Origin of the sequence: Brevibacillus sp., from assembly GCF_003521185.1 — a bacterium.
Lineage (GTDB): Bacteria > Bacillota > Bacilli > Brevibacillales > Brevibacillaceae > Brevibacillus > Brevibacillus parabrevis.
In genome coordinates this window covers 218,896-245,578 of record NZ_DOTK01000079.1, presented here as the reverse complement: position 1 = coordinate 245,578, position 26,683 = coordinate 218,896, and the positions used below count along the sequence as shown (strand labels likewise).

At 53.8% G+C, this 26,683-nt stretch carries 26 protein-coding genes and 1 other RNA gene; 19 read left to right on the top strand and 8 right to left on the bottom strand.

Going from position 1 to position 26,683, the window contains the following annotated elements; genetic code table 11:
• The first annotated feature begins 195 nt into the window (after positions 1–195).
• The 5 genes from DEP07_RS24530 (at position 196) to DEP07_RS24510 (ending at position 4,411) form a co-directional block, all read left to right on the top strand.
• Positions 196–1,371, top strand: coding sequence for an amidohydrolase (locus DEP07_RS24530; protein WP_122965680.1), 1,176 nt, complete (start codon positions 196–198; stop codon positions 1,369–1,371).
• 34 nt (positions 1,372–1,405) lie between these two features.
• The gene (locus tag DEP07_RS24525) at positions 1,406–2,236 is read left to right on the top strand and encodes a DUF3100 domain-containing protein (RefSeq protein ID WP_122965681.1); all 831 of its coding nucleotides are present in this window, start codon (positions 1,406–1,408) and stop codon (positions 2,234–2,236) included.
• On the top strand, positions 2,233–2,670 hold the full coding sequence (locus DEP07_RS24520; RefSeq protein ID WP_122965682.1) for a hypothetical protein: 438 nt from the start codon (positions 2,233–2,235) through the stop codon (positions 2,668–2,670). The genes DEP07_RS24525 and DEP07_RS24520 overlap by 4 nt, the downstream gene beginning before the upstream one ends.
• A gap of 162 nt (positions 2,671–2,832) precedes the next feature.
• On the top strand, positions 2,833–3,624 hold the full coding sequence (locus DEP07_RS24515) for an ABC transporter ATP-binding protein (protein ID WP_122965683.1): 792 nt from the start codon (positions 2,833–2,835) through the stop codon (positions 3,622–3,624).
• 97 nt (positions 3,625–3,721) lie between these two features.
• On the top strand, positions 3,722–4,411 hold the full coding sequence (locus DEP07_RS24510; protein ID WP_122965684.1) for an MBL fold metallo-hydrolase: 690 nt from the start codon (positions 3,722–3,724) through the stop codon (positions 4,409–4,411).
• Positions 4,412–4,496: 85 nt separating this feature from the next.
• Here the strand turns inward: DEP07_RS24510 and DEP07_RS24505 are convergent, their stop codons facing one another.
• From DEP07_RS24505 to DEP07_RS24495, 3 genes are all read right to left on the bottom strand, one after another.
• On the bottom strand, positions 4,497–5,117 hold the full coding sequence (locus DEP07_RS24505) for a peptidylprolyl isomerase (protein WP_281868225.1): 621 nt from the start codon (positions 5,115–5,117) through the stop codon (positions 4,497–4,499).
• Between the two features lie 202 nt (positions 5,118–5,319).
• Positions 5,320–6,006: a tetratricopeptide repeat protein gene (locus DEP07_RS24500; protein WP_173595605.1), complete on the bottom strand. Its 687-nt coding sequence runs from the start codon at positions 6,004–6,006 to the stop codon at positions 5,320–5,322.
• 80 nt (positions 6,007–6,086) lie between these two features.
• The gene (locus tag DEP07_RS24495) at positions 6,087–8,039 is read right to left on the bottom strand and encodes a beta-propeller domain-containing protein (RefSeq protein ID WP_287103156.1); all 1,953 of its coding nucleotides are present in this window, start codon (positions 8,037–8,039) and stop codon (positions 6,087–6,089) included.
• A 187-nt stretch (positions 8,040–8,226) separates the two neighbouring features.
• Here DEP07_RS24495 and DEP07_RS24490 point away from each other — a divergent pair, with 187 nt between their 5' ends.
• From DEP07_RS24490 to DEP07_RS24480, 3 genes are all read left to right on the top strand, one after another.
• Positions 8,227–9,762: a fumarate hydratase gene (locus tag DEP07_RS24490; protein ID WP_122965688.1), complete on the top strand. Its 1,536-nt coding sequence runs from the start codon at positions 8,227–8,229 to the stop codon at positions 9,760–9,762.
• Between the two features lie 264 nt (positions 9,763–10,026).
• A complete protein-coding gene (locus DEP07_RS24485; RefSeq protein WP_122965689.1) occupies positions 10,027–10,404 on the top strand; it encodes a LysM peptidoglycan-binding domain-containing protein in 378 nt (125 codons plus the stop codon).
• A 120-nt stretch (positions 10,405–10,524) separates the two neighbouring features.
• Entirely contained in the window at positions 10,525–10,716 is a 192-nt protein-coding gene (locus DEP07_RS24480) for a hypothetical protein (protein ID WP_063227780.1), read from the top strand.
• 235 nt (positions 10,717–10,951) lie between these two features.
• Here the strand turns inward: DEP07_RS24480 and DEP07_RS24475 are convergent, their stop codons facing one another.
• Complete coding sequence (locus DEP07_RS24475; RefSeq protein WP_122965691.1) at positions 10,952–11,206, bottom strand: alpha/beta-type small acid-soluble spore protein; 255 nt, start codon at positions 11,204–11,206, stop codon at positions 10,952–10,954.
• A gap of 31 nt (positions 11,207–11,237) precedes the next feature.
• The gene (gene yfkAB / locus DEP07_RS24470) at positions 11,238–12,353 is read right to left on the bottom strand and encodes a radical SAM/CxCxxxxC motif protein YfkAB (protein ID WP_281868227.1); all 1,116 of its coding nucleotides are present in this window, start codon (positions 12,351–12,353) and stop codon (positions 11,238–11,240) included.
• A 78-nt stretch (positions 12,354–12,431) separates the two neighbouring features.
• On the opposite strand from yfkAB, the gene DEP07_RS24465 reads away from it, so the two are divergent.
• Both DEP07_RS24465 and DEP07_RS24460 read left to right on the top strand, forming a co-directional pair.
• Positions 12,432–13,112 carry a DUF1385 domain-containing protein gene (locus DEP07_RS24465; protein ID WP_122965693.1) on the top strand — a complete coding sequence of 227 codons (681 nt, stop codon included), beginning with the start codon at positions 12,432–12,434 and terminating at the stop codon, positions 13,110–13,112.
• 82 nt (positions 13,113–13,194) lie between these two features.
• Positions 13,195–13,740 (top strand): GNAT family N-acetyltransferase, encoded by a 546-nt coding sequence (locus DEP07_RS24460; RefSeq protein WP_122965694.1) that lies wholly within the window; start codon positions 13,195–13,197, stop codon positions 13,738–13,740.
• Positions 13,741–13,780: 40 nt separating this feature from the next.
• Here the strand turns inward: DEP07_RS24460 and DEP07_RS24455 are convergent, their stop codons facing one another.
• Positions 13,781–14,311 (bottom strand): gamma carbonic anhydrase, encoded by a 531-nt coding sequence (locus DEP07_RS24455; protein WP_122965695.1) that lies wholly within the window; start codon positions 14,309–14,311, stop codon positions 13,781–13,783.
• Between the two features lie 13 nt (positions 14,312–14,324).
• Positions 14,325–14,633, bottom strand: coding sequence for an iron-sulfur cluster biosynthesis family protein (locus tag DEP07_RS24450; RefSeq protein ID WP_122965696.1), 309 nt, complete (start codon positions 14,631–14,633; stop codon positions 14,325–14,327).
• Between the two features lie 134 nt (positions 14,634–14,767).
• Here DEP07_RS24450 and rnpB point away from each other — a divergent pair.
• From rnpB to DEP07_RS24435, 3 genes are all read left to right on the top strand, one after another.
• Positions 14,768–15,156: RNase P RNA component class B (gene rnpB, locus DEP07_RS24445), an RNA gene on the top strand.
• Between the two features lie 259 nt (positions 15,157–15,415).
• Positions 15,416–17,458: a molybdopterin-containing oxidoreductase family protein gene (locus DEP07_RS24440; protein ID WP_287103154.1), complete on the top strand. Its 2,043-nt coding sequence runs from the start codon at positions 15,416–15,418 to the stop codon at positions 17,456–17,458.
• Between the two features lie 66 nt (positions 17,459–17,524).
• Positions 17,525–18,145, top strand: a complete 621-nt coding sequence (locus tag DEP07_RS24435; RefSeq protein ID WP_429830951.1) for a hypothetical protein — start codon at positions 17,525–17,527, stop codon at positions 18,143–18,145.
• Positions 18,146–18,184: 39 nt separating this feature from the next.
• Here the strand turns inward: DEP07_RS24435 and asnB are convergent, their stop codons facing one another.
• Entirely contained in the window at positions 18,185–20,032 is a 1,848-nt protein-coding gene (gene asnB, locus DEP07_RS24430) for an asparagine synthase (glutamine-hydrolyzing) (protein WP_287103152.1), read from the bottom strand.
• Positions 20,033–20,168: 136 nt separating this feature from the next.
• On the opposite strand from asnB, the gene DEP07_RS24425 reads away from it, so the two are divergent.
• From DEP07_RS24425 to DEP07_RS24400, 6 genes are all read left to right on the top strand, one after another.
• Positions 20,169–21,920, top strand: a complete 1,752-nt coding sequence (locus DEP07_RS24425; RefSeq protein WP_287103151.1) for a LytS/YhcK type 5TM receptor domain-containing protein — start codon at positions 20,169–20,171, stop codon at positions 21,918–21,920.
• Positions 21,920–22,651 carry a LytR/AlgR family response regulator transcription factor gene (locus DEP07_RS24420; protein WP_122965701.1) on the top strand — a complete coding sequence of 244 codons (732 nt, stop codon included), beginning with the start codon at positions 21,920–21,922 and terminating at the stop codon, positions 22,649–22,651. The genes DEP07_RS24425 and DEP07_RS24420 overlap by 1 nt, the downstream gene beginning before the upstream one ends.
• 134 nt (positions 22,652–22,785) lie before the next feature.
• Positions 22,786–23,133 carry a DUF485 domain-containing protein gene (locus DEP07_RS24415; protein WP_122965702.1) on the top strand — a complete coding sequence of 116 codons (348 nt, stop codon included), beginning with the start codon at positions 22,786–22,788 and terminating at the stop codon, positions 23,131–23,133.
• Positions 23,133–24,659 carry a solute symporter family protein gene (locus DEP07_RS24410; protein ID WP_217021693.1) on the top strand — a complete coding sequence of 509 codons (1,527 nt, stop codon included), beginning with the start codon at positions 23,133–23,135 and terminating at the stop codon, positions 24,657–24,659. Before DEP07_RS24415 ends, DEP07_RS24410 begins: the two co-directional genes overlap by 1 nt.
• A gap of 83 nt (positions 24,660–24,742) precedes the next feature.
• Positions 24,743–26,308, top strand: coding sequence for a solute symporter family protein (locus DEP07_RS24405; RefSeq protein WP_370641099.1), 1,566 nt, complete (start codon positions 24,743–24,745; stop codon positions 26,306–26,308).
• Between the two features lie 45 nt (positions 26,309–26,353).
• A complete protein-coding gene (locus DEP07_RS24400; RefSeq protein WP_287103149.1) occupies positions 26,354–26,665 on the top strand; it encodes a hypothetical protein in 312 nt (103 codons plus the stop codon).
• Positions 26,666–26,683: the final 18 nt, after the last annotated feature.

Sequence of the window (26,683 nt, the reverse complement as noted above, 5' to 3'; positions counted from 1 at the left end):
TTTACGTGGACATTATAGATAGAAAATTCTAAAATAACTAATAAATAGACAAGGATTGGGGTGGATTCGACAGAGAATGTCCGCTCCGAATGGACATTTGTAATTTTAGTTAATACGTGGTAAGATTCACGAAAAGCTGATTTGTTTAATTAAACTTAACTGAACATGAACGTAGAGAGAAAAGGAGTGGTTACAGTGAGTTTGGATACAAAACGATTGGCGGACGAGCTGGCAGAACAGGTCGTTGCGTGGCGCAGACATCTCCACCAACATCCGGAATTGTCATTCGAAGAAGAGCAGACGTCTCAATACGTCTATGAAACGTTGCAATCTTTCGGAAATTTGGAACTGTCGCGTCCGACAAAGACGAGCGTGGTTGCCCGTTTGATTGGTTCCCAGCCAGGGCCAGTGCTCGGGATGCGCGCCGATATGGACGCCTTGCCGATTCATGAGGAAAACGCAGTGCCTTACGCTTCCGGCAAAGCTGGCGTCATGCACGCATGCGGACACGATGGACATACGGCCATGCTGCTTGGAGCGGCCAAAATATTGTCGCAATACAAAGACAAAATCAAAGGAGAAGTGCGCTTCTTCTTCCAGCACGCAGAGGAACTGCCGCCGGGTGGTGCCGTGGAGATCGTCCGGGCTGGAGCAGCGGACGGGCTGGATTCCATCATCGGCATCCACCTGGCCTCGTACATGCCAGTAGGAAAATTCGGTGTGCTGTACGGAGCGCTTACCTCTTCCACAGACCGGTTTGATATCAAAATCCAGGGCAAGGGCGGGCACTCCTCGCAGCCAGAGTCGGCGATCGACCCGGTTGTCATCGGCGCTCAGGTGATTACGGCCCTGCAACAAATCGTGTCCCGCAATGTCAGCGCATTGGACAAGGTGGTCCTGTCCGTCACGATGCTGAATGCAGGCACAGCGTACAACATCATCCCGGATTCGATGACGCTGACTGGCTCAACCCGTTGCTTCGACGCCAAGATTCGCGAAAATCTCCCGGTATGGATCGAGCGGATCGTCAAAGGAACGACGGAAGCGCACGGAGCCAGCTACGAATTTTCGTTCTCCCACGGCTACACATCGGTCGTCAACGACCAGCAAGTTACCAAGCTGATGGAAGACACGATTCGCGAGAGATGGGGCGAGGAAGACATTATTTACATCGATCCGCTGATGCCGGGCGAAGACTTCTCCGAATACTTGAAAAAAGCGCCAGGCTGCTTCATTCAGCTGGGAGCCGGCAATCCGGAAAAAGGCTTTGTTTACCCGCACCATCATCCACGCTTTGATTTCGATGAAGATGCACTTGCTCGAGGTGTAGAGTTGTTTGTTCGGGCCGCACAAAAAGTAGTCATGGAATAACAGACAGGAACGAGACCGAACAGGGGGAAACATTATGACTGAGGGACGCGTGAATGTGTTCAAGCTGCATTTCTTGGTGCTTATACTGGTTGCTTTGACAGAGTTTATCGGCACGAAAAAAATTAACATCGGTATCGGGGTAATCGCTTTGTTTCCAATGCTGTACGCACTTGTTTTGGGCGGTGTGATCAGTTGGCCTTCATTTAAATTTTTGAAAGAAAAAGACATGAATGTCGCTGCGAATATTTTGGGAGTTTCGTTCTTGCTCTTCGTATGCAAGCTGGGTGCGAATATTGGGCCGGAGCTGCCAAAGCTGTGGGGAGCTGGTGTATCTCTGCTCGTGCAAGAGGTAGGGCACATCGTCGGAACGATCATTTTGGGCTTGCCGGTAGCGCTCTTGCTCGGGCTCAAGCGTGAATCGATCGGGGCCACTTATTCGCTCGACCGCGAGCCGAACCTGGCCATTGTTGTGGACAAGTTTGGCGCGAGTTCTCCTGAAGCGCGCGGCGCATTGGGCGTTTACATTTGCGGTACGCTGTTCGGCGCGATTTTCATGTCGCTTTTGGCAAGCATTTTGGGAAGCAGCGGACTGTTCCATCCGATTTCCCTCGCGATGGGCGCGGCAGTTGGCTCAGGCAGCATGATGGCCGCAGCGACAGGATCACTGGCTGTTATTTTCCCGGAAGCACAGCAAGACATCGCCTTTTACTCAGGTGCGGCCAACCTGATGATGAGCATCATCGGCACGTATGTATGTATTTTCGTGTCGTTGCCGCTGACTCAGCGCCTGTACGCATGGCTTGAACCGATTATTGGGCGTAAAAACGCTTCTGCGGAAACAGAAGGGGGGCAAAGAAGCGCATGAACCAAGTCCTGACGATTCTCATCATTGGTGCCATCACACTTGTCGGAAACTGGATCGGCTACAAGGTTCCCATCCTGGAATCCTTGCCAGGCATTGCGCTTTTGGCGGTCATTACCTTGATCGGGATGGGCTTCACGAAAATATTGCCGTTCAAATCTCCAGTCATCGTCTGGATTTCCTTGTTTGCCATGATTGCCACTTCTCCCTTTTTCCCAGGAAGCGCGTATACGGCTGCGGCGATTGCCAAAATCAATTTGCTGGCTCTCGCTACCCCGATTCTCGCCTATGCAGGTTTGTCGCTGGGCAAAGACATCCATCTGTTCAAGCAACTGAGCTGGCGGATCGTCGTCGTGTCCCTCGTTGTTTTCACTGGTACGTTCCTGTTCGCAACCTTGTTCGCAGAGATCGTATTCAAAATTCAAGGCAAGTTTTAACGCACAAAGCATGACCGAAAACCTTCGTGGCACATAGCGCGAAGGTTTTTTCGTCTCTACCCGGGGTGTACAAAAGAATTGATCGATCAGGATTAGACAGGTATACTCTTAATAATCAGAAAGATTACGGCATACGACAAAAAGAGAGAGTGGAGGCAGCACATGATCATTGACGTAAATCAGGTCACCTGGCAGCGGGACGACACAACGATCTTGAAAAACATTGATTGGCAAGTGCAAGAAAACGAACATTGGTGTCTTGTCGGCTTGAACGGCTCCGGCAAGACAAGCTTGTTGAAAATCATCTGCGGGTACACATGGCCGACGAAAGGACAAGTAAGCGTTCTCGGCGATTTGTATGGGACGGTTGATTTGCGTGAGGTGCGAAAATCGATTGGCTGGGTAAGCACGGCCTTGATCGCGCAGCTTCACGAACACGAAACGGCTTTTCGCGTGATTTTGAGCGGGCGGGAAGCGACGATCGGCTTGTACTCTGTTCCGAGTGAGGCAGATGTGCAAAAAGCGCAAGAGCTGCTGGAGACGTTTGGCTGCGCCGAGCTGAAGGACAGGCCGTTCGGTGCGCTGTCCCAGGGCGAGCGGCAAAAGATTTTGATTTCGCGGGCACTGATGGCATCTCCGCGTCTCTTGATTCTGGATGAGCCATGTACGGGGCTTGATTTGCTCTCCAGAGAGCAGCTTTTGTCGATGATTGAGCAGATTGCCAAACAGCCGGAGGGACCGACGCTTTTGTACGTCACCCATCACATCGAGGAGATTTTGCCGTGCTTTACTCACACGCTGCTGTTGAAATCAGGTGAGGTAGAGCGGGCTGGACGAACCGATGAGGTATTGACAGCCGAAGGGTTGACCCGCTTTTTCGGCGTTCCTGTCAACATCGCCCGTTCCCAGGGACGCTCCTGGGTCAGCCTGGGAGAAGAGGCATCTGTGCGTTAGCAGTCCATCATTTGGCAAGGATCGGCAATGTCGTGTATCATTGTGTATAATAATATCAATAGGAATAAAAAACTGGGAGGAGAGGAGAGATGGAAGCATGAACAACGCGATTGCGCCAATCACAGACTCCACCTGGGCGATCATCACTTATGAGGACGCATGGAACAGCTACGTGAACAGTTATGTGATCAAACAAGGTGACTCGTTTGTACTGATTGACTCCCATCAGCGAAAGCAACGGGCGTATTTTCAACAGGCATTGGAGGGAATTGGCGCCAAGCCTGAGCGGATTGACTACGTGTACTTTACGCATCGACACGCTGACCATATCGGGAATGCCGACATGTTCCCGTCTCGCAACAACTGGATTCATCTGGACGATTACTACGAACTGGACGATTTTTCGCAGACGCTGTTCGGACACACCTTTACGGGGAGCGGAGGAGATTTGCCGTCCTTGCGATTTCGTCAGCTGGCCTTTCATACGGAAGGCTCTGTCGCTTTTTTTGACCCGCAGAGCAAAATTTGCTTTGTCGGCGATCATATTTGCTTTGAGAAAACCGAGCTGGGCGAAGTGATCGGGAAGGAAAGCGAATGCCGGGCCGCATATAGGCAGCAGCTCAAAACATGGGCAGGGGAAGAACCGGATCGCGTTCCTGAATATGTAGAAAGTCTTGAAGCCTTGCTGGATTGGCCGATTGAATTTTTGGCGACCGGACACGGCCCGATTTTGCAAGGGGAGATTGCGGATTACTTGCACGAGCTGATTGGGGTGCTCCGCACGTAATGGTCGGAAGTGAAGACGTGCAAAAAGACTTGTGAAGCCAGGAGGCGACACAAGTCTTTTTGCTATCCCGATTGGCGTATGGGAACTATTCTTGCTCCGGTTCGATCAGGACAGGGTCGGAAATTTGCACATTGTATTTTTTCTTGAGTTGAGTGATCCACTCGTCGACGTTTTTGCGCTTGTTCCGCTCTTGCAGCTTCTCGGCAATCTCTGGACGGGCTTCTTCCAGCGGTTTTCCGAGTTTTTCCTTGTTTTTCTCGTAGTATTCCTTGATTTGCTCGTCTGTTACCGGATACGCTTTTTCAAGCAGCTTGTCGCGCAGCAAAATCATTTTGATACGTTCGCGCAGCTCTTTTTCGTTCGTAAAGTTTTTTTCCTTCAAGTATTGTTGGAATTTTTCCGGCGTCTTCAGCTTGTCCTTGATCGGATTGACTTTTGCGTCAACCTCCTGCTCGGATACGGTAATGCCTTGTGCGGCGCCTTCCTGTCGGCACAGCTCGATGGCGACCAGATCGGACATGACACTTGCGCCGGACTCTTTTTTCATCTGCTCGTACAGTTCGTGTTGCGAGATGGAGACGTTGCCGATCTTGGCTACTGCATTTGTATCGAGTGCAGCGGAATCTTTTGCTTGGGACACTCCGATGACTGCCAGCCCGGTCAGGAGCACGGCTACAGTCAGGATGGAAACATCAAACTTTTTCATAAAGAAACCTCTCTTTCTGGCGTACCTATGTGAAAATAGTATAGAGCAGCGATGCGGGGGAAAAATGGAACGACTTTTTACGAGAATCCCACATTTGCCTGCCAACCATGCCTAGAGCTTGGGGCGAAAAGGCGGCAATAGAAAACCGCACACCTGAATCATGTGCGGTGTTTGGTAAAATTCATGCAACGGCAAGGCGTGTTTAGCTGACGTGGGTCGATGCCTTTTGCCACTCTTCCAGGCGTTTTTCCAGCTCGGAACGGTTGAAGTGCAAGGAGCTGGCCGATTTGTCCAGCAGCTGGCGAAGATAGGTCAAAGCGTGTTCGTAATTCCCTTTGGCCGCCTCGATTTCAGCCAGGCAAAACAGCTTCCATTCCTTGGCGGAGCGCTTGCTGGCAATCAGCTGGTACGCTTCCAGCGCGCTTTCGATTTCGCCCAGTCTGGCGTGCGAGCAGGCGATGAGCGCCAAAGAATCGGTCATTCCCTGGTCGCGCTGGTAAATGCGGAAAGCCACTTCGAGCGATTCGTTGTATCGGCCGGAAGAGTAGTACACGACCGCCAAATTGTAGAACAAGTAGTGAATCATCGCTTGGTTGAACAAAGAAGGGCGTTCCTTGCACACATTGATGCCGGAAACAATATATTTTTCAGCCAGTTCGTAATTGCCAATCATAATTTCATGAGTCGATTTATCCAGCATGGCTACCGCACGCGAACGGTTTTTTCGGTAGGAAGCCTCCAACCAGCTAAGCCGTACATCCAAACGGCGTTTGTACAAATTCGCCATATATTGAAAACGGAAGGGCCAGTGCAGGCGAATGAACATGACCAACAGCACGGCTGCCAAACCCGCCAGTGTCGAGGTCAAATTAAGACTCAAATACTCCACGTAGTGACACCCTCTCTTTTTGCGCTGCCTCTATTACCCCATCTTAGCACAGAACCTGTCCGGGTGACAGACCATTCCCTTTATTTCGTCAGAGTGAGTGTCCGCCCTGCTTTTGACCCGTCAAGCTGCTGGGTTTTGAGGATGTCGTCCGAGACGGTGTACAGCGTGCGGTCAATCGTCAGGATGCGTTTGATGTTTTTGCTGTTTTCGTACCAGCCTTCTCCAGCTTTGTTCAAATCTTCTTGGCTCAGGTGCGTGATCTTGTCGGTCAACGTGAAGCCTGTGGCCAAATCGAGATGATAGACGTAGGCGCCCTGGAAGGTAAAGTGGCCGTAATCGCGTATGTCCGGGCTTTGCTTTTGCTCCTCCGTTAATTCAAAGACAGTGACAGGGAAAGCGAGCAGTTCCTTTTCTTTGGAGAAAAGCAGCGCCTTGTGATTGTACAGAAGCTCGGAATCGGTGCCTCGGTCGCCAATCACGGTTTTGAACTTTTCTTTTGGCTTGCTGACGTCGCTGACATCGAACAGCGCGATTTTCATCCCTTGGTAATAGGCTCTGTCCTTGTCAGATTCGGCTTCCTTGCCAAACCCGATAATGTGATTCTCGTCGTACGGGTGCAAGTAGTCGCTGTAGCCGGGAATTTTTAGCGCTCCCAAAATGCGGGGTGCTGCGGGCTTCGACAAATCCAGTACAAACAGCGGGTCTACGTTTCTGAAAGTGACCATGTAGGCGCGCTTGCCCATGAACCGGACCGAGTAGATTCGTTCGGTAGGCGCGACGCCTTCCAGCTTGCCGTGCAGATCGAGCTTGCTGTCGAGGACGTAGACGTTGTTTTGCGAAGTGTTTTCATCGGTGCGCCAAATGTTCCCGCTCGTCGTCGCGAGCCGGAAATAGCCGTCGTACTCATCCATGGAAAACTGGTTGAGGATGCGCCCCGGCACGCTGCCTTTTGCTGCGTAGGTCACTTGGCCGTTGTTCATGCCAAAGCGATAGATGGTCGTGTCGGTTTGCATGGGCGGCGGAGCGAAGGTAGGGGCGATTGACTCTCCTTGCTTCATTTTCGTCGGCAACACTTTTTGTTCGGTCACGGCAACATACAGACTCGTTGGCGAGGCGTAAATGTTCTCGCCTGCCCCCAAATAGGCGGACAGCGACATTTTTTGCTTCGGATCGTCGAGATTGACGCCTGCGACCATCAAGTAACTCGGCTGCACGTTTTCGGGAAAATAGCGGATGTCGTCATACGGGACTGTCAGGAACTTGTCGCCCGAAGCGCTGTCGCGATAGGCAGGGCCGGGCAGTTCATTGTTTTCCTGCAAAATCCGGTACGTGTCGATGTAGCGGTTCGCTGTCAGGTACAAGCTGCCGCCGATTTTGCGGGAAGACAAATACTGGCCTTCCACATCCAGCTGCCGGATCAGGCGAGGATGCGCTTTGTCCGCAATGTCGTAGACAAACGCTTTGACCAGTTGATTGTTTTGATAGTACGGAATGCCGCGCTTGGAAGCAGGGAGGGGGGCCATTTCGACGCTTTCATTCGCCTGGCCGATCACGATCAGCCTGCGATCGTCGACGAACATTTCCAGCGGGGTGAACAAACCGTTTTCGTAGCCGATTCTGCTCACGACATGCATCTCGGTTGCAGGGTAAGCCTTGACGATTCGCACTTCCCGGTTCGTCGACTGGTACAGGTAGGTTCCGTCGGTTTTGACGATGTCGGCTTCATCTACGCCTTGTACCTGCGTGTTCGTCGTCGAAAAATCGCGGGATGCACCTGCTGCTGCATTGTCCGCAACCGCTTTCGACATCGGGGCTGCTGTTGGCATGCTTAAAGCCGATTCTGCGATGGCGTAGTTGTACTCCGTTGCTTTGAGCAGCTTTTTCAATTGCCCGTAGCTGCCGACGAGTGGCAATCCGTCTTTTTCTGCGGCCGCAGTCACTGTCGGCTCGTGGAGCGTGCCTGCCGGGAACAAGAGCGGCATGGCGCAAAGCACGATGACTGTCGCGAGCAGCCCGGCTGCTTTTCTCTTCATTTTCAATCCCCCGTTTCTCTATCTGGTCAGGATGTGGATTCAGTAGTAAGACGTGGCAAAAGGCAAGAACGTTTCACGGATAGATGAAGTCTTTGCCCAGCCGTGTACGGACAGGGGGGAGAGCGTGTGCTATAATAATAGGCGGTTTAAGCTACCATTCACACTTACGTCAAAAGGGGCGTCTTAGATGGAAAACTTGAAGCAAAGCATTCTGGAACTGATCACGGATACTTCTACGAACTTGCCGCCAGACGTGCGTCGCGCCGTCAATGCTGCCAAGGTAAAAGAAGATCTCGGAACACGGGCAGCACTGTCTTTGTCCACCATCGCGCAAAACGTCGTCATGGCAGAAGAAAATGTTTCTCCGATCTGCCAAGATACGGGAATGCCGACATTTGAAGTGAAAACTCCGATTGGCGTTAACCAGCTCACGATCAAAAAAGCGATCAAGGAAGCGATTGTAGAGGCGACCAAAACAGGCAAGCTGCGTCCGAACTCCGTTGATTCTTTGACAGGGGCAAACAGCGGCGACAACCTGGGGCCAGGTACGCCTGTCATTCACTTCGAGCAATGGGAAGAGGATGAAGTTGAAATCAAGCTGATCTTGAAAGGCGGCGGCTGTGAGAACAAGAACATCCAATATTCCCTCCCCTGTGAGCTGGAAGGTCTGGGCAAAGCAGGCCGCAACCTGGATGGCGTGCGCAAGTGCATCCTGCATGCTGTTTACCAAGCCCAAGGCCAAGGCTGTAGCGCCGGCTTCATCGGCGTAGGGATCGGTGGCGATCGCACCTCCGGCTATGCGCTGGCGAAGCATCAACTGTTCCGTTCTGTGGACGATGTCAATCCAAATCCGGAGTTGGCTGCCCTGGAAAACTACATTATGGAAGCAGCCAATCAACTGGGCATCGGTACGATGGGCTTCGGCGGAAACTCCACTTTGCTCGGCTGTAAGGTGGGCGTGGAAAATCGCCTGCCAGCAAGCTTTTTCGTTTCCGTCGCCTACAACTGCTGGGCATTCCGCCGTCAAGGGGTTCGTCTGCATGCAGAAACAGGCGAAATTTTGCGCTATCTGTACAAAGATGAAGCTGTGGCAATGGATCTGGCTCCGACCGCAGCGGCGAGCGAAGCGGCAGAAGAGCGCCGCGAGGTTGTGCTCCAGGCGCCGATTTCCGAGGAACAAATCCGCAGCCTGAAAGTGGGCGACGTGGTCATCATCAACGGGGAAATGCACACAGGCCGCGACGCTTTGCACAGCTACCTGATGGACCATGACTGTCCGGTCGACCTCAATGGAGGCATTATTTACCATTGCGGTCCGGTAATGCTGAAAGACGAAGCAGGCGAGTGGCATGTAAAAGCGGCTGGCCCGACAACCTCCATCCGCGAGGAGCCATACCAGGGTGACATTATCAAGAAATTCGGAATCCGCGCTGTTATCGGAAAAGGCGGAATGGGCGCAAAAACGTTGAAAGCGTTGAATGAGCATGGCGCTGTGTACCTGAATGCCATCGGCGGTGCCGCGCAATATTATGCGGAGTGCTTGGAAAAAGTCGAAGGCGTGGACTTCATGGAATTTGGAATCCCGGAAGCGATGTGGCACTTGCGCGTAAAAGGCTTCGCCGCGATTGTCACGATGGATTCGCACGGAAACAGCCTGCACGCAGATGTCGAGCAATCGTCTCTGGAAAAATTGGCGCAATTTGCCGAACCGGTATTTAAATAAGAATAACGAGATAGCCAAAAAAGCCTCTGGCGCCGCATTGTGCGCTGGGGGCGTTTTGCTTTTTTGCCGTGACTGTACGCACGCTGTACGCCGAGCTTTTGGCTCTGGCTGCCTTTAGCCTTTGCCGTGTTTTTTCGAGCCTGTCACGGCGAATATACTGGGTGAATGACCATTTTCGCAAAGATAGGTATTGGTTTATTTCCGTTGCTTGCGGGCGGGCATAGGTTAGTAACGAACAAAGAAACGATAGGAGGAGTGAGATTCGTGAACTACACAGTTCGTGCGGGAGATACATTGAACAGTATCGCGGCCCGCTTTGGCGTGCCGGTACAGGAATTGATCCGAGTGAATAACATTGCCTATCCGTACTACATTTACGTGGGTCAAAACTTGTACATCCCCGTCAGTACAACACCTGCCCCCACAAGCGATGTCGAGCGGAGACTGACTCGCGTGGAAAACCGGGTGGACGCGTTGCGCGACGATTATACCAAGCTCGACGATCGGGTAGATCGCCTGGAGACGCGCATGAACCGCCTGGAAGCCCGTGTAACCCGTCTGGAGCGAATTGTCCCGGCACCTCCGCCGACACCAACCGTCAGACCGACACCAAGACCAACTGCGACCCCGCGTCCGCGTTGATTGAACAAATAGCCCGGCTATCCTTTCTTTGCAAGGGGCAAAGAAAATTCCCGCTTCGCCATTTCCTCTTGGCCCCGATCTGCATAAGGTGGTACTAGAGGATTACGAGGAGGTGCGGCCATGCTAGGGTTTTTCAACGGTAAAAACGTCAGACACCATTTCATGGGCGTCTATGGGAAAGTGGTGCAAATTCGGGAGCTGGTAGAAGTGATCGACCAAGTGTTCGATTCCTTCCACAAAGTGAACAGCATCAGCAAGACGATGCTCGGGCCCCGGAAGCCGAGTGCGAAAAAACTCGACAAACTCAGATGACGACCAGCTATGAAGCTGGACAGCAAAAAAACCGCCTCCAATCTCGGGGCGGTTTTTTTTGTAAACAAGTATTCAGCGAGGCTTTTGCACGGAGTGTTTTTCTCCGGGATGCTCCTGATCCTCATCAGCCAGTCTGCCAGTCTGCTTTTGCTTTTGGGCAAGGCGCGGCTAATCGAAAAAAAGAACCCCGCCGCTTGATTTCATCAAAAGGCAGGGTTCCCAAAGCGTGAGACTGTTATGATTTTGGATTCATCGCTTGCGCAGCCATCCGCACCATTTCTTTGACCATGCTGCCGCCCAGTCTGCCGCCGATCCGGCCTGCATCGTGCGAAGTGAGCTGGCCGTTGTATCCGCGCTGCAAAGGGACGTGAAGCTCGGATGCCACTTCGTACTTGGCCTGGTTCGGGTCAGCGACATGGGCGACTCGTGCTTTCAACGCATCCAGCCCTTCTTGGGCACCCGGGACGAGAGGACGTTTTCGTCTGCTCATGGATCATCACCTCTCGTCTTAGCGTGCCCAACTAGACGAGTGCCTTGCGCATCGTGAAATTCGTCTCCGGGTAGTAAGTGTTGGCAACGAGCAGGTTTGGCCCTGCGCATTTGGCCGCTGGACAGAAGCAGTTGATTTTCTGGTTCATGGAATGTCCCTGCCAAGTGTCAAACATGCGTTGCAGCTCGTCTTTTTGAATATTGCCGAGCGGTTCCACGTCTCCGAAGTCTGTCACGATCACGTCGCCCGTAAAAATGTTGATATTCAAGCGATTCCGACCATCCGGATCGTTGCGGGTCGTGACATTTTTCGCCGTACGGAGCCGCTGGATCAACGCCCTGTCTGCTTCGTCCGCACTGCAAGCGAAAAACGGCAGCGTGCCGAACAGCATCCACAAATCTTCGTTACGGACATCGAGCATCCGGTGAATGGCCTGGCGCAGCTCATCGAGAGAAAGCACGTCGAGATCGCGGGCAAAGTCACTCGCGTACATCGGGTGCACTTCGTGCCTGCGGCTGCCCATTTCCTGGATTTGCCGATGGAGCGTATCCAGCTTGGGCCAGGTGCGATGATTGAGCATCGTCTCCGCCGAGACAAACACGCCTGCCTCCGCGAGCTTGCGCGCGTTGTCCATCATCCGCTCAAACTGCACTTCTGCCTGTTTGCCTGAAACCGGCTGCCTGGCTTTTGCGTAAACAATATCATGAAACTCCTCCGGGGTAGACCAGTTCCAGGAAATATGCATGACATCTATGTAAGGCAAAACCAGTTCGTAGCGGGAAAAGGGCATGGACATGTTGGAGTTGATCTGGGTCCGCAGCCCGCGATCCGCCGCGTAGCGCAGGATGGGCTGGATGACTTCCTTGACAGTTCGTTCGCTGTACATCGGTTCTCCGCCTGTTATACTTAGCGTAAGCAAATCTTTGGCTTCGTCCAGGCGACGAAGGATGAGATCGACAGGCAGAGCGGGATCGTCTTTATATCGCAATGTATCGCCAACCGCACAATGCTCGCAGCGGAGATTGCACAGATTCGTTACAGTAAACTCGACGCTGGTCAATTTATAGGCGGGGGGTGTCGCATTAAACAACGGCTCCCATGGATCGTGTATCGGTGTTAGTGGTGTTGTTGGAACCATGCGGATCAATTGTGGAAACCTCCTTCATTCTGCGTACAACTCAACCTATTATAACGACATTAGAGCGGAAGGAGAATAGCTAACGACATGATTATGGGGATGTCTTTTGGGCGCGGTGTGCTTTTTCACGATCGCAATGTGCTGGCTTGTGCGGAAGTAAAAGACGGCGTTATCCACATGTGGGCGGAAAAAATCACACTCAAAACGATTGGAAAGCTATGGTATCGTATTTTTTTCTCCTTTCCCTGGTATTATCAGCTTTTTCACTTGCTCCTCGCCTGCTATGTAGTGGCGGCTCTGGTGCATCCGGCCTGGGCAGTCGTAGACCCGATGTGGGTGGCTGTCTATATCGGCGGCTTTCACTTTGTTTTTCCAAAAATGATGAAAAAGTTTCACGGTGCAGAACATAAAGTATTCAGCTATTCCGGCAGAAAATCGCTGGCCGCCTTGCCGCAAATTGCCAAGGCTGACATCGTCAATGACGGTTGCTCGACTAATCTGGTCGTCTGGTTTTTCGTTGGCTTTCTGCTCTCTGTCTGGTTTTTGCCGATGGAGTGGAGCATCGTCTGCGGCGTCGGCGGACTTTTGGTAGGAATGTTCGGAGATCGCTACGTGCGCAAATATTGCGGAGTTGTTTACAAGCTCTCGGCCTTTTTCCAAAAGTATTTTACGACGAAAGAGCCGGATCGGCTGCATCTGGAGACGGCTATTCGCTCCTACATGCTGTTTGAGCACATACGCGATATGGAACGGCAGCACTCGGCATGAGAAGGAAAGAGAAGTGAGAAGCAACAAGCCTCCTGGGCAAAGGGGGCTTTTTGGGTCACGACAACGAAGGAGGCAGAGGGATATGAAAATAGCACCGCGAGATTTTGCTGGAAAAGGACTCGCTTATACGCTTCGTTCGGCTCAAGAGGAAGACGCGAGCGAGCTGGTAGCCGTACGACTGCAAATCGATGGGGAAACGGAAAATATGGACAGAGAGCGAGGCGAGGGGTTTCTGGATGAAGCTGCCTTTCGCGAATTGATCCGGGCTGACTCGGAAAGTGAGCGCAATCTGTTCCTGGTCGCGGTGGCGAATGGTCGCATCGTTGCCTTTTCGCGCTGTCAAGGAAGCTCGCTCAAGCGACTGGCGCACCGGGTTGAATTTGGCGTAGGCGTTTTGCAGGAATATTGGGGATACGGCATCGGGAAGCAGCTGCTTCAAGAATCGATCGCCTGGGCAGATGAACATGGCGTGAAAAAAATGACGCTGCAAGTTCTGGAGACGAATGAAAAGGCGATTGAGCTGTATCAACGGCTTGGCTTTGAGACAGAGGGCGTGCTGAAACAGGACAAGCTGTTATCAGACGGCAACTATTACAGCACGATCGTGATGGGGCGATTTGCAAAATAAAAAAGGTCGAGGGCATACGCATTGTCCTCGACCTTTCGCTTTATCTCTCCAGCGGGTTTTCTTCCAGCTGGCGGTACGTTTTTCCTTTGTCCACATAGGACTGGCGAATGCGCACCAGTTCCTTGAAGTCGGCTTCGGTCAGCTCGCGCTTTACTTTCGCGGGATTGCCGACGACGAGCGTGCGCGGTGGCACTTTCATTCCCGGAGGAACCAGCGCTCCGGCGGCGACCATCGCCTCTTCGCCGATTTCGGCCCGGTCCAAAATGATCGCTCCCATCCCGATTAACGCGCCGCGGCGCACCACGCAGCTGTGCAGGACGGCATTGTGCCCGACGGTGACTTCATCTTCGAGGATCAGCGGATTGTTCGGGCTTTGGTGCAAGGTGCTGTTGTCCTGCACGCTCACCCGTTTGCCGATCACGGTTGGCGCGATGTCACCGCGAATTACGGTGTTGTACCAAATGGAAGAGTCTTCGCCAATCTCAACGTCGCCTGTTACGACAGAGCCTTTGGCCAGAAAAACGCTGGGATGAATGTTAGGCTTGATGTTTTCAAAGGGAAGCAGTAGCATAAAAACCTCCTGGTCAGTGAGTAAGCGTGCAGCTGTTTTCTTGCGGACGGGGATGATGAATCGAGAATCGCCCCGTGACAGGGTCGCAGTCAATGACGGTGCCGATCAGCTTGTCCACATCTTGCGGTTGATAGAAGAAGCGGATGCTGTTGATTTCCTCAATCTGGTCGCGCTTGTCCGCTTCGGTAATGGCAATGCTGTAGGTGAAGCTGCCGCATCCGGTCGTGGTTGGAACAAGCTTGATTCCGAGCTTGTCTGCGTCGTGTTCTTCCGCAATCATCAGGGCAAGGCGCGCTGCCGCCTGCGAGGTAATGTTTATCACAATCAACCCTCCTTGTAGCCTCTCTATTGTACTACAGGTTTGCGATTGGATCGAATGCGAACATTCCAGCTTCTGTTAGTTGACCGCAAACGGCGCATGTGATAGAGTATGTAGTACTGATTCGTGAATGCGGGAAATGTGGGTAGTCGCTGCCGCAATCGCTTCGGCGGTTGGCGGTAGAGGAAAGTCCAGGCTCGCCCAAGCTGAGATGCTTGGAGTGTTCGTACCTGGCGCAAGCCAGGGCAGTGAGGCGCAAGCTTTGCTGACGGCGTGGAAAGGGCTCTCTCTGAGGCCCGAGTACGCTGAAAGTGCCACAGAAACGTAGCTTTTCTGGCGACAGAAAAGATGGAACGCGGTAAACCCTGCGAGCGAGAAACCCAAATTTGGTAGGGGAACCGTCCTGAAGGAACCAAACGGAAGGGACGGATGGCATCTTTGGATGCCATAGATAGATGGCTACCGCTCTTGGTGCGAGGGCTTGGCCCGTTTGAAGCACGGGAGAGACAGAACCTGGCTTACAGCATTTCCTGCTGGATATGATTGGAATACCGGGAGGCGCCAAGCTTTGGCGACGTTCCGGTTAAAAAGCAAAGACCGCCTTCATGCGAGGGCGGTCTTTTTGCATGCCAAAAGCAAGCGCGGCACAGCGGCAAGTGTGCTTTGGAGGAGCAAAAGACAACCTTCTGTGATAAGATAAAGGTATGTTTCTCGATCTGCTTACACGGAAAAAGGCTCGGGTGAGGGATCGAAGGAAAAAAGCGCAGACGAAAGAGGGATCGACCGTGAGCTTCACGACAGAGGAAAATGGGATTTTTCCAGCCGTTTGTTCGCTGGATTGTCCGGATCAATGCGGGTTGTTGCTTCACAAGCAGGATGGCAAGCTGGTCAAAGTAGTAGGCGATCCGAATCATCCTGTGACAAAAGGAAACATTTGCAACAAAGTGCGCAACATGGCGGCGCGATTGAATGATCCCAAGCGTCTGGCCTATCCGCTCAAGCGGGTCGGGAAAAAAGGCAGCGGCGAATTTGTCCGCATCAGCTGGGAGGAAGCCATCGATACGATCGTCTCCCGCTGGCGCAGTCTGATTGCCACAGACGGACCGGAAGCGATTTTGCCGTACAGCTTTTACGGGAACATGGGCAGAATCAATGTGGAGGGAATGGATCGGCGCTTTTTCCACCGGATGGGAGCGAGCCAGCTTGACCGGACGATTTGCAACAGTGCTGGCGGAGTTGGCTACAACTACACGATGGGCGGAGCTTTCGGGACCGACCCGGAGGATACCGTTCACGCCAAGCTGATGATCATGTGGGGGATCAACACGGTCAGCACGAACATGCACCAGGTAGTCCTGGCTGAACAAGCCCGGAAAAATGGCGCGAAGATCGTCGTCATCGACGTGCACAAAAACCAGACAGGGCGTTGGGCCGACTGGTTCATTCCGATCTTGCCGGGCACGGACACGGCGCTGGCCTTGGGACTGATGCATGTGTTGTTTGCAGAAAACTTGGTTGATTCCGCCTTTTTGCAATCGTATACGGTTGGATACGAAGAATTGCGAGAGCATGTGAAGGCATACGATCCGGCAACAGTCTCTGCCATTACAGGCGTTCCGGTTGACGATATTTACAAGCTGGCCAGATGGTATGGGGAGACGTCGCCTTCGTTTATTCGCATTGGCAACGGCATCCAGCATCATGACAACGGAGGAATGTGCGTCCGGGCGATTTCCTGTCTGCCGGCGCTCACCGGACAGTGGCTGGTCCGGGGCGGCGGCGCGATCAAAGGGAACAAAGGCTTTTTGGAACACAACAAAACGGCCGTGCAACGGCCCGACTTGTTAGCGAACAAAAACACGAGAGTCATCAACATGAATGAACTGGGCAAGGTGCTGCTTGAGGTACAGCCTCCCGTGAAGTCGCTGTTTGTGTACACGAGCAACCCGGCTCTTGTCGCACCGGAAGGCAACAAGGTCAGACAAGGGCTGGCAAGAGAAGATTTGTTCACGGTCGTGCACGATCTGTTTTTGACCGAGACAGCCAAGTATGCGGATATCGTTTTGCCCGCCACGTCTTCCTACGAAAACATGGATTTCTACACGAGCTACTGGCACCATTACATCCAGTTGCAACAGCCCGTCCTCGCCCCGTATGAAGAGAGCAAGTCCAATACGGAGCTGTTCCGGTTGTTGGCAGCCGCCATGGGCTATGATGAACCTGCTTTCCGCGATTCCGACGAAGACATGATTCGCCAGGCGCTGGAAGGGCACGGCAATCCGCATATGGAAGATATCACCTTCGAGTCGCTGGTGGAGCACAACTACCGCAAAGCCAAGGTCGACTCGTACTTTACGGGCCGCCTGTCCACGCCGAGCGGAAAAATCGAGCTGTACTCGCAGACGATGGCGGACAGAGGGTATCCGCCGTTGCCGACCTATTCGCCGCTCGCAAAAGACGGCGATTATCCGTATCAGTTCGTGCCCGGGCCGAACCATAACTTTTTGAACTCGACGTTTTCCAACAACGAGAAGCATATGAAGATGGAAAAAATACCGAAGCTGCACATGAACCAGGCGGACGCCCAGCAAGTCGGGATTGAGGATGGGGATACCGTCCGGGTGTGGAATGACCGTGGAGAGTGCGAACTGGTTGTCTCTGTTGGCGAAAATGTGCTGCCGGGCGTGGTTGTCAGCCAGGGCTTGTGGGCAGATGGACCAGAGTCCAAGCATTACGTGAACGCGTTGACCCCGGATCGGATTGCCGACATGGGCGGTGGAGCGACATTTTTCTCCGGACGGGTGGATGTAGCCCGGATCGCGCGGTAAATCGGGCGTAAAAGGGCGTACTAGCATAAGCCCTTCTCCATACGGTTTATGGAGGGGGTGAAAACGTTGGATGAATTGCGTATGTTCAAGCAGTTTATCAGTTCCGCCGAGCAAGTCTGGACGCAGATTGCCACCTCGCCCCGAGGGAAGGTTGTCTACACCGTGAACGGCGTCGATTACACGCCGTTGCCGGATAAGTACAACACCAAGCGAAAAATCTCCCGCATTTTTCGCAGGTATTGGGGAAAGCAGCTGACAGAAACGATGATCCGCAATCTCCAATTACGGCTGCTCAAAGGAAAGCTGTGCATCCCGTGTGGAACCATTCCTTCCGTACCTTGCGCGGTGCAATCCTTGCAAGTAAAGGCCAATCTGCCGAATCAGCGGACGATTGCCGCTACTTTGGTCGGGGGAGAAAAGAAGACAAAAGTAGACTATCGGTTGATCCGTTCGGGGGAGACGCAATCGTTTACGATCATGAAGCGCTCCGGTCGTGAGCTGGATGTGCGATACCGTCCGCCAGTCGCTCCCGCAACCGCACCGAAAGCCGCCGCAAAACCTGTTGCCAAGCCAGCGGCGAAAAAAGCAGCGCCGAAACCGTTGCTGAATCCAGCCGTGAAGCCGGAAGCAAGGTCAAAGCGGAAACCCAAAGGCAAAGGGAAGCAAAAGCTCCTCAAAACCCCATGATGATGGGGTTCGGGGAGCTTTTGCCTTTTCCAAAAACGATTATGCCTTGATCGTCACGCGATATTCGCGCAGCCAGTAATCCATTTGGCCGAGGTAGGCGAACAGCTGCGGCGTGCTCATGAGCTGGCCGAAAAACGGAATGCTGGAAGCCTGGGCGTCCGACTCGGCGATTTTGCGAATGACCGGGACGTCAATCAGTTGCAGCAGCGGGGAGCTGGGATCGTTCAAAATGTCGAGCAGCCACGTGCGAACCGCTTTTGTATAGGAAGGATTGTGCGTTTTCGGATACGGGCTTTTTTTGCGGTACAGCACTTCGTCCGGCAAAATGCCCTCCATCGCTTTGCGCAAAATGCCTTTTTCGCGATTGCCGTGCGTTTTCATTTCCCAGGGGATATTCCAGACGTATTCCACGATCCGGTGATCGCAAAAAGGGACGCGCGCTTCCAGGCTTGCAGCCATGCTCATCCGATCTTTGCGATCCAGGAGCGTATTCATGAACCAGGTGATGTTGAGGTAAAACATTTCTCTTCGCCGTGCTTCAATCGGGTCCTCACTGGGCAGATGAGGCACTTCGTCCAGCGATTCCGCGTAGCGCATCGCGACGTACTCCTCCGGCTTGACCCAGGCGCGCAGCTCGGGCGACAGCCACAAAGCCCGTTCCTTGACTGCCCGCGACCAGGGGAATGTCCCTGCATGCAGCAGCTCCTCGCGGTAAAACCACGGATAGCCGCCAAATACCTCATCCGCGCATTCTCCTGAGAGAACGACGGTTGTCTCTTTTTTGATTTCCCGGCAGAACAAGTACAGGGAAGCGTCGACATCGGCCATTCCCGGCAGGTCGCGGGCGAGTGTCGCTACCTTCAGCGCATCGACCAGTTCGGCTGTGTCAAACTCAATCGTATGGTGCTGGGTGCCCAAGTATTGCGACACGAGCTGGACGTAAGGCGCATCTTCATTTGGCTGAAAAGAGCTCGCTTGAAAATGCTTGTCGTTGTCCACGTAATCAATCGAGTAGCTGTGGAGCGTTCCCCGGCCTGTTTCCTTGAAATGCTCGGCGGCTACCGCCGTAATGACGCTGGAATCAAGCCCGCCGGACAAAAGCGTGGCAACAGGGACGTCCGCGACGAGCTGCCGCTTGATCGAATCGACGACAAGCTCTCTGACCCGTGCCGCTGTGGTTGGCAAGTCATCGGTATGCGGACGGCTCGCAAGCCGCCAGTATGTTTCCTGTTTGACACGGTCGCGCGTTACGGTCAAAAAGCAGCCGGGCCGCACCTCGTGCACTTGATGGAAGACGCCGTGACCAGGGGTGCGAGCGGGGCTGATGCCGAACACTTCCGCCAGTCCTTCCCGCGAAAGCTCCGGTTTGACGTCTGGATGCGCCAGCAGTGCTTTGAGTTCGGAGGCGAACAAGAAAGAGCTGCCTCTTTGCGCGTAAAAAAGCGGTTTGACTCCCATCCGGTCGCGGGCGACAAACAGGCGCTGCGCCCGTTCGTCCCAGATCGCAAAAGCGAAAATACCGTTCAGCTTGGCAAGGCAGTTCGTGCCCCATTCGAGATAGCAGTGCAAAAGCACTTCGGTGTCGGAGTGGGACTGAAAAGTATGACCGCAAGCAAGCAGCTCTTGCCGGAGGTCTTCCGTGTTGTACAGCTCACCGTTGTAAATCATCGTGCAGGCATGTTCGCTTTTGAGAGCTGTCATCGGTTGCTGCCCGCCGGCAGGGTCTACGACGACGAGGCGGCGATGGCCGAGGGCGGCGCGCGGAGTCAGCCAAAAGCCTTCTGCATCTGGCCCGCGATCTTTGAGGCATTGCGTCATTTGCTGGAGTACCGGACGCTCCTGGGAAAGGTCTTTTTCCCAATCAATCCAACCTACGATTCCACACATGTTCTGATCACCCTTCCCATGAAGCATTGCACACTCAGCGTATGCAGGACGCCCAGTTAGATTGCCTGTCCAGCAGGGAATTGGGAGTAAAATGCGGAATTTATAGAAGATTTCAACAAGCAAGCAGGAGGACGCCGTGGACAATCTCACGCTGTTGCTCATCGAGAGAATGGGCATTCTCTTGACTCTCGGGTTTATGTTGACGAGGATTCCGCTGTTTCGGCAGCTGCTCGATCGGGAACTGCACGTTGGCACGTCTGTTGCCTTTTCCATGATGTTTGGCTTGTTCGGTGTGGCAGGTACATATGCAGGCGTAGTGGTGCACGAGGATGGATACGTTCCGAGCTTCTGGATTTTTCCGCTTTCCGGAGACGAGATTGTGGCAAATTCCACGCTGGTCGGCGTCGTGATCGGCGGTTTGCTCGGCGGGCCAATGGTCGGGATGGGAGCCGGAATCATTGCGGGCTTGCATCTGTATGATCTCGGCGGATTTGCAGCGCTTCCGATGGGGCTGTCTGTTCCGCTCACTGGACTTTTGGCAGGCTATGTGGCGCGGTTTTTTTCCCAGGAGCGGGTCATTTCTCCGTCCAAGGCATTGTTTATCGGAATGTTCGCGCCTGTGATCCAGATGTCGCTTTTGCTGATCATGTCGGGCCCGCCTGATCTCGTGCGCACGATGGTCAATGTGATCGGCATTCCGATGGTCTTGACCAACAGCATCTCGATTGCGATTTTTACGACGATGATTCGCGTCGCTTTGCAAGAAGAGGAGCGTTCTGCTGCGCTGGAGGCTGAGCGTGCGTTCACAATTGCGCAGCGAATTTTACCGCAGTTGAAAATGGGGCTGAATCCGCAAACAGCCCAGGCGGCGGCGCTCGTGCTTCAGCGGGAGGCGAAGGCGATCGCCGTAGCGGTGACCGATCGGGAGCGGCTGCTGGCCCACGTCGGAGCGGGTACGGACCATCACGCTCCGGGAGAACCGATCCAGAGCGACCTCGATCAGCGGGCGATGGCGAGTGGCTGCATTGAAAAAGGCCATGGCCGGGAACTGCTTGGCTGCCGACAAAAAAATTGCCAACTGCATGCAGCCATCCTCATCCCCATCAAAGAAGGGGGCAGTGTCGCCGGACTGATCAAGCTGTACTTTCGCCGCCCCCAGCAAATCGGCAAAGTCCAGGAAGCATTGGCCAAAGGGCTGGGCAATCTGATCTCCAACCAGCTGACCATCTCGCTTGCGGAGCAGATGAAAGGGTTGATGAAGGACGCAGAGCTGCGAATGCTGCAAGCCCAGATTCATCCGCACTTTTTGTTCAATACGCTTAATTCGATCGTGACCTTGATTCGCATTGATCCGAAGCTCGCCAGACACATGACGATTCAGCTGGGAGTGTTCATGCGCTTCAACCTGAAGCTTACGTCAAGCGCACAAGTAACGGTCGGTCAGGAGCTGGAGCATTTGCACGCCTATTTGGAAATTATCCGCATTCGCTTTTCCGAGCAATTTGCTGTGCAGACGCTGGTTGATCCCGGTGTGGAGGATGTGCTTATGCCGCCTGGCACCCTTCAGCCGTTGATCGAGAACTGCATCCACCACGGACTGCGCGATATGGGCGCAGGCGGAGAAATCAGGCTGTGTGTGCAGCGACAGCCAACCGCCGTTCATTTTACGATCGAAGACAACGGCAGAGGATTCCCGGAGGAACTGCTTCCTCTGTTGGGCAAAATTCCGATGGAGCGCAAGGAAGGAAACGGCATCGGGGTTCATAATGTCAATCAGCGGCTGATCAGCTTGCAAGGCCCGGATGCCCAGCTTCATTTTGCCAACAGGCCAGAAGGCGGTGCTTTGATCACATTTACGATCCCGATCAAACAGGAGGTGAGTGCCTGATGCCGATTCGCATCATGATTGCCGAAGATGAACGACTGGCACGCGAAGAGCTGAGCTATTTGTTGCAGCAGGAGGAAGATGTCGAGCTGCTTCCTTGTGCCACCAACGGAAGAGAGCTGTTGGAAATGGTAGACGAGCACGAGCCGGACGTCGTTTTTCTCGATATGAAAATGCCGGAGCTGGAAGGGGCACAGGCTGCCCGAATGCTCGCCGCCAGAAAGCCGCAGCCGCTCATCGTGTTCTGTACAGCGTACGAGGCGTTCGCGGTGGATGCCTTCAAGCTGAACGCGGTCGATTATTTGCTAAAGCCGACCGAGCCAAAAAGACTCGTGGAAACGATGCAGCGCATACGCGAGCGACTGGTCAAGCCGAAGCCGGAGCCTGCGACTGCCAAGCGCTCCAAGCTGCTTGTCGAAGAAAACAGCAGGCTGGTGGTGATCGACCCGGCGACGATCGTCTACGCGGTGCGGGAAGAACGGCTCGTTCGTATCATCACCCAGTCGGACGCTTACTCCACGCGGATGACCTTGACGCAGCTCGCTGACAAGCTCAGTGGCTACGATTTTTTTCGCACGCACAAAAGCTATCTCGTCAATCTGAACTACGTGAGCGAGCTTGAGCCGTGGTTCAACGGCGCGTACAACCTGCTTTTGAAAGGAGAGGCGAAAACGCGAATCCCCGTTTCCCGGACTTCCGCCAAAGACTTGCTCAAACGACTCGAAGAAACGTAAACCGCAGATCGCGATGCAAAACTTGCCGTTGGCGCACGCCCCCAGACATCTTGCGCGCAAAACCACACGAATTACCAATGATTCCCTACAATAGAGGAAGCGCTTACATTTTGTTTGAAGAGGGGGAGGTTCCCATGAGCAATCCGCTATCGGCGAAAAAAGCCGGCAGTCAAAAGCAGGACGCTACCGATTACACGGCGATTATCCAATCAGCTACCTTCAAGGAACTTTTGCGAAGCAAAAGGGCGTTCATCCTGCCATCTTCCATTTTCTTCTTCGTGTTTTACTTTACTTTGCCGATCCTGACTTCTTACTTCACGGTGCTCAATCAGCCGGCGTTCGGGGCGATCTCGTGGGCGTGGGTGTTCGCCTTTGCCCAATTTATCATGACCTGGGGGCTCTGTATTCTGTACACCAAGAAAGCGGAACGTTTTGACGAGCTGGTGGAGAAAGTCAAACAGGAGACAGGGGGCAGAGGCTGATGAATGTAACGGCATTTTTACTGTTTTTAGGAATTGTTCTGCTCACGCTTGTCATTACGTACTTCGCTTCGAAGCGGACGAATACGACGAGCGAGTTTTACACGGCAGGCGGCGGGCTGACAGGGTGGCAAAACGGGCTGGCGATCGCCGGAGATTACATGTCGGCCGCTTCCTTCCTCGGGATCGCCGGAATGATCGCTCTCAGCGGGTTTGACGGGTTCTTTTACAGCATCGGCTTTCTTGTCGCTTATTTGGTCGTGTTGTACCTGGTGGCGGAGCCGCTGCGCAACCTCGGCAAGTACACGATGGCAGACATGATTGCCGCGCGTTTTGACAATAAGCAGGTACGTGGTGTGGCCGCGCTGAACTCCATCGCCATCTCGATTTTTTACATGATCGCCCAGCTGGTCGGGGCAGGGGCGCTGATCAAGCTGCTCCTGGGGCTGGAGTACAGCACTTCGGTGTTGATCGTCGGTGCGCTGATGACGGTCTACGTCGTGTTCGGCGGCATGACGGCAACCTCGTGGGTGCAAATTGTCAAAGCGGTGCTGCTGATGCTCGGGACGTTCGTGATTTCGCTCATGGTGTTCGCCAAGTTTGATTTCAATTTGCTGACGATGTTCGAGCAAATGAAAACAGCGACACCGCTCGGCGACCAATTTCTCAATCCCGGGAACAAGTTCAAAGTCGGGCTGGATACGATCTCGCTCAATCTCGCGCTCGTACTGGGAACAGCGGGTCTGCCGCACATCCTGATTCGCTTCTTTACCGTAAAAGATGCGACGACCGCGCGCAAGTCCGTCGTGTACGCGACATGGATCATCGGGATCTTTTACGTCATGACGATCTTCCTCGGGTTCGGAGCAGCCGCTTTCGTCGGCGCTGCCAACATGGATGCGGCTGGCAATATGGGCGCTCCGCTGCTTGCCCAATCGCTCGGCGGCAACTTCCTCTTCGCTTTCGTATCGGCTGTAGCGTTCGCGACTATTTTGGCGGTCGTGGCAGGACTCGTACTGACAGCGGCTTCGGCATTCGCGCACGATTTTTACGGCCATGTCATCCGTCAAGGCAAAGCGACGGAAAAAGAGCAGATGAAAATGGCAAAATGGGCTTCGGTCGGCGTCTCGATCGTTTCGATCTTGCTCGCGCTGTTTGCCCAGAAGCTGAACGTGGCCTTTCTCGTTGCGCTCGCCTTCGCTGTGGCAGCAAGCGCGAACTTGCCCGTCATCTTGTTCACGATTTTCTGGAGAAGGTTCAACACGACAGGGGCGATCAGCGGCATGCTCGTCGGACTGTTCAGCTCACTGATTCTCGTGGCGTTGAGCCCCAACGTCTGGAACCCGGTTGCCGGAAAAGCCATTTTGGTCGGCGAAGCGCTGTTCCCGCTGCCGAATCCGGGGATCGTCTCCATCCCGCTCGGGTTTTTGGCAGCCTGGATCGGAACGCTCCTGTCCAGCTCGCGCAACGATGCGAAGTACGACGAAATTTTGGTGCGGGCCAACACAGGAATGAAAGATTCAGCGTAGAAGCAATTAACGCAAGGAAGCTCGTGCCAGTTCAAAGGCTGGGGGTCATCCCCGGTCTTTTTCATTTGTACGGGAGAGGGGGCTTGTCGGTGACGACGATCATTTTCTTTTTGGCTGTCATCATCGGGACGATGGCGATCACGTATTCGGCGGCGAAACAAACGGGAACGACCAAAGATTTTTATGCGGCAGGCAACCGCCTGACAGGGCTGCAAAATGGCATCGCGATTGCGGGCGACTACATGAGTGCCGCGTCGTTTCTCGGCATCGCCGGGACGATTGCGATGTACGGCTTTGACGGCTTCGTCTACGCTATCGGCTTTTTCGTCTCCTACTTGATCATTTTGTTCCTGATTGCCGAGCCGTTGCACAATCTCGGGCGCTACACCTTGGCAGATGCCATCGCGGTGCGGTTTGACAGCTTGTGGCTGCGCGGAGTGGTTGCCTGTACGACCTTGCTGATCACGATTTTTTACATGATCGCCCAGCTCGTCGGGGCGGGGGCGCTGATTCACTATTTGCTTGGGGTTCACTACGATACGGCGGTGATGATCGTCGGCAGTCTGATGACTTTTTACGTCGTCTTCGGAGGGATGGTCGCTACTTCGTGGGTGCAGATCATCAAAGCGATCTTGCTTTTGACCGGGACGCTGGTGCTCAGCCTGATCGTCTTTTCCCGTTTTGGCTGGAGCCTGTCGGAAATGTTTTCCCATGTCAGCACGATTACGCCTTTGCAGGAGCAATTTTTGCATCCGGGCAACCAGTTGAACGACCCGCTGGAAACGATCTCGCTGCATCTTGCGCTCATCCTCGGGACGGCCGGGCTGCCGCACATCATCTCCCGCCTGTTTACGGTCAAGGACGCAGTGACAACCCGTTCCTCGATCTACACCGCTACGTGGGTGATCGGCGCGTTTTATTTGCTGACGATTTTTCTCGGCTTTGGTGCAAGCACGTTTGTCGGGTATGAGGCGCTGAAAAATGTAGGCTTCGGCGGCAATTTGACGGTGACGCTTTTGGCGGACGCGCTTGGCGGCGAATTTTTGATGGCATACATCGCGGCTGTCGCTTTTGCCACGATACTGGCTGTCGTGACAGGGCTGGTGCTGTCCGCCTCGTCGGCTTTTGCCCATGACGTTTACAGCCACCTGATTCGCCGCGGGCTGGCTTCGGAAAAGGAGCAGGTCGTCATGGCGAAATGCTCGTCCGTTGCGGTCGGATTCGCCTCGATCTGGCTGGCGATCGGCGCGGAAAAAATGAACGTGGCGATTCTCGTCGGCTTGACTTTTGCCGTAGCCGCTTCTGCCAATTTGCCGCTGCTGTTGTTCACCCTGTATTGGCGCCGTTTTACCGTGCGCGGGGCGATTTGCGGCGTGCTTACCGGACTGGTTGCATCTGTCGTGCTCGTCATGGCCGGGCCGACTGTGATGAATCCCGATACTGGCTTCATCCGGGCGCAGCCTTTGTTCCCGCTGACCAATCCTGGCCTGATTTCCATTCCACTCGGCTTTTTGGGGGCGGTGCTCGGGACGCTGCTGGACCGGCGCGACATACAGGCCGAGACACATTACGACCGCGTGTTGCTCCAGGCTTTGACCGGCATTCGCGCCCATGGACCAAAAGTGGCGAGTAAGGCCGACTCTGCATAAAAAACGGCTCCTGCTCCAACCTATAGGGGAAGGAGGAGGGGCCACTTGACGAAGAAAAAAGCAGCAGATGCCGTTTCTACTGATCAGCCGGATGTGTACGAACGGGCGCGAATCGCGCTGGATGAGTTGATCGCAGAGCTGTGCGAAGCATTGGATGAAGAAAATACGGAAACGTTCAAGCGAAAAGGCTATGAAATGATCGGGCATTATTTTCGCACACCAGTCAATACGGGAGATTTGACCTTGATCGTGGCGTCTGTGCTCTCGGATATCCTTTACAAACTGGAGCTGGCCCAGCAAGGGGATGACGTCTCCATGGTCCGCGATGAATACAGTGTGATGCGAAAAGAAGAGTAAGGAACGGCGACCCGTGCA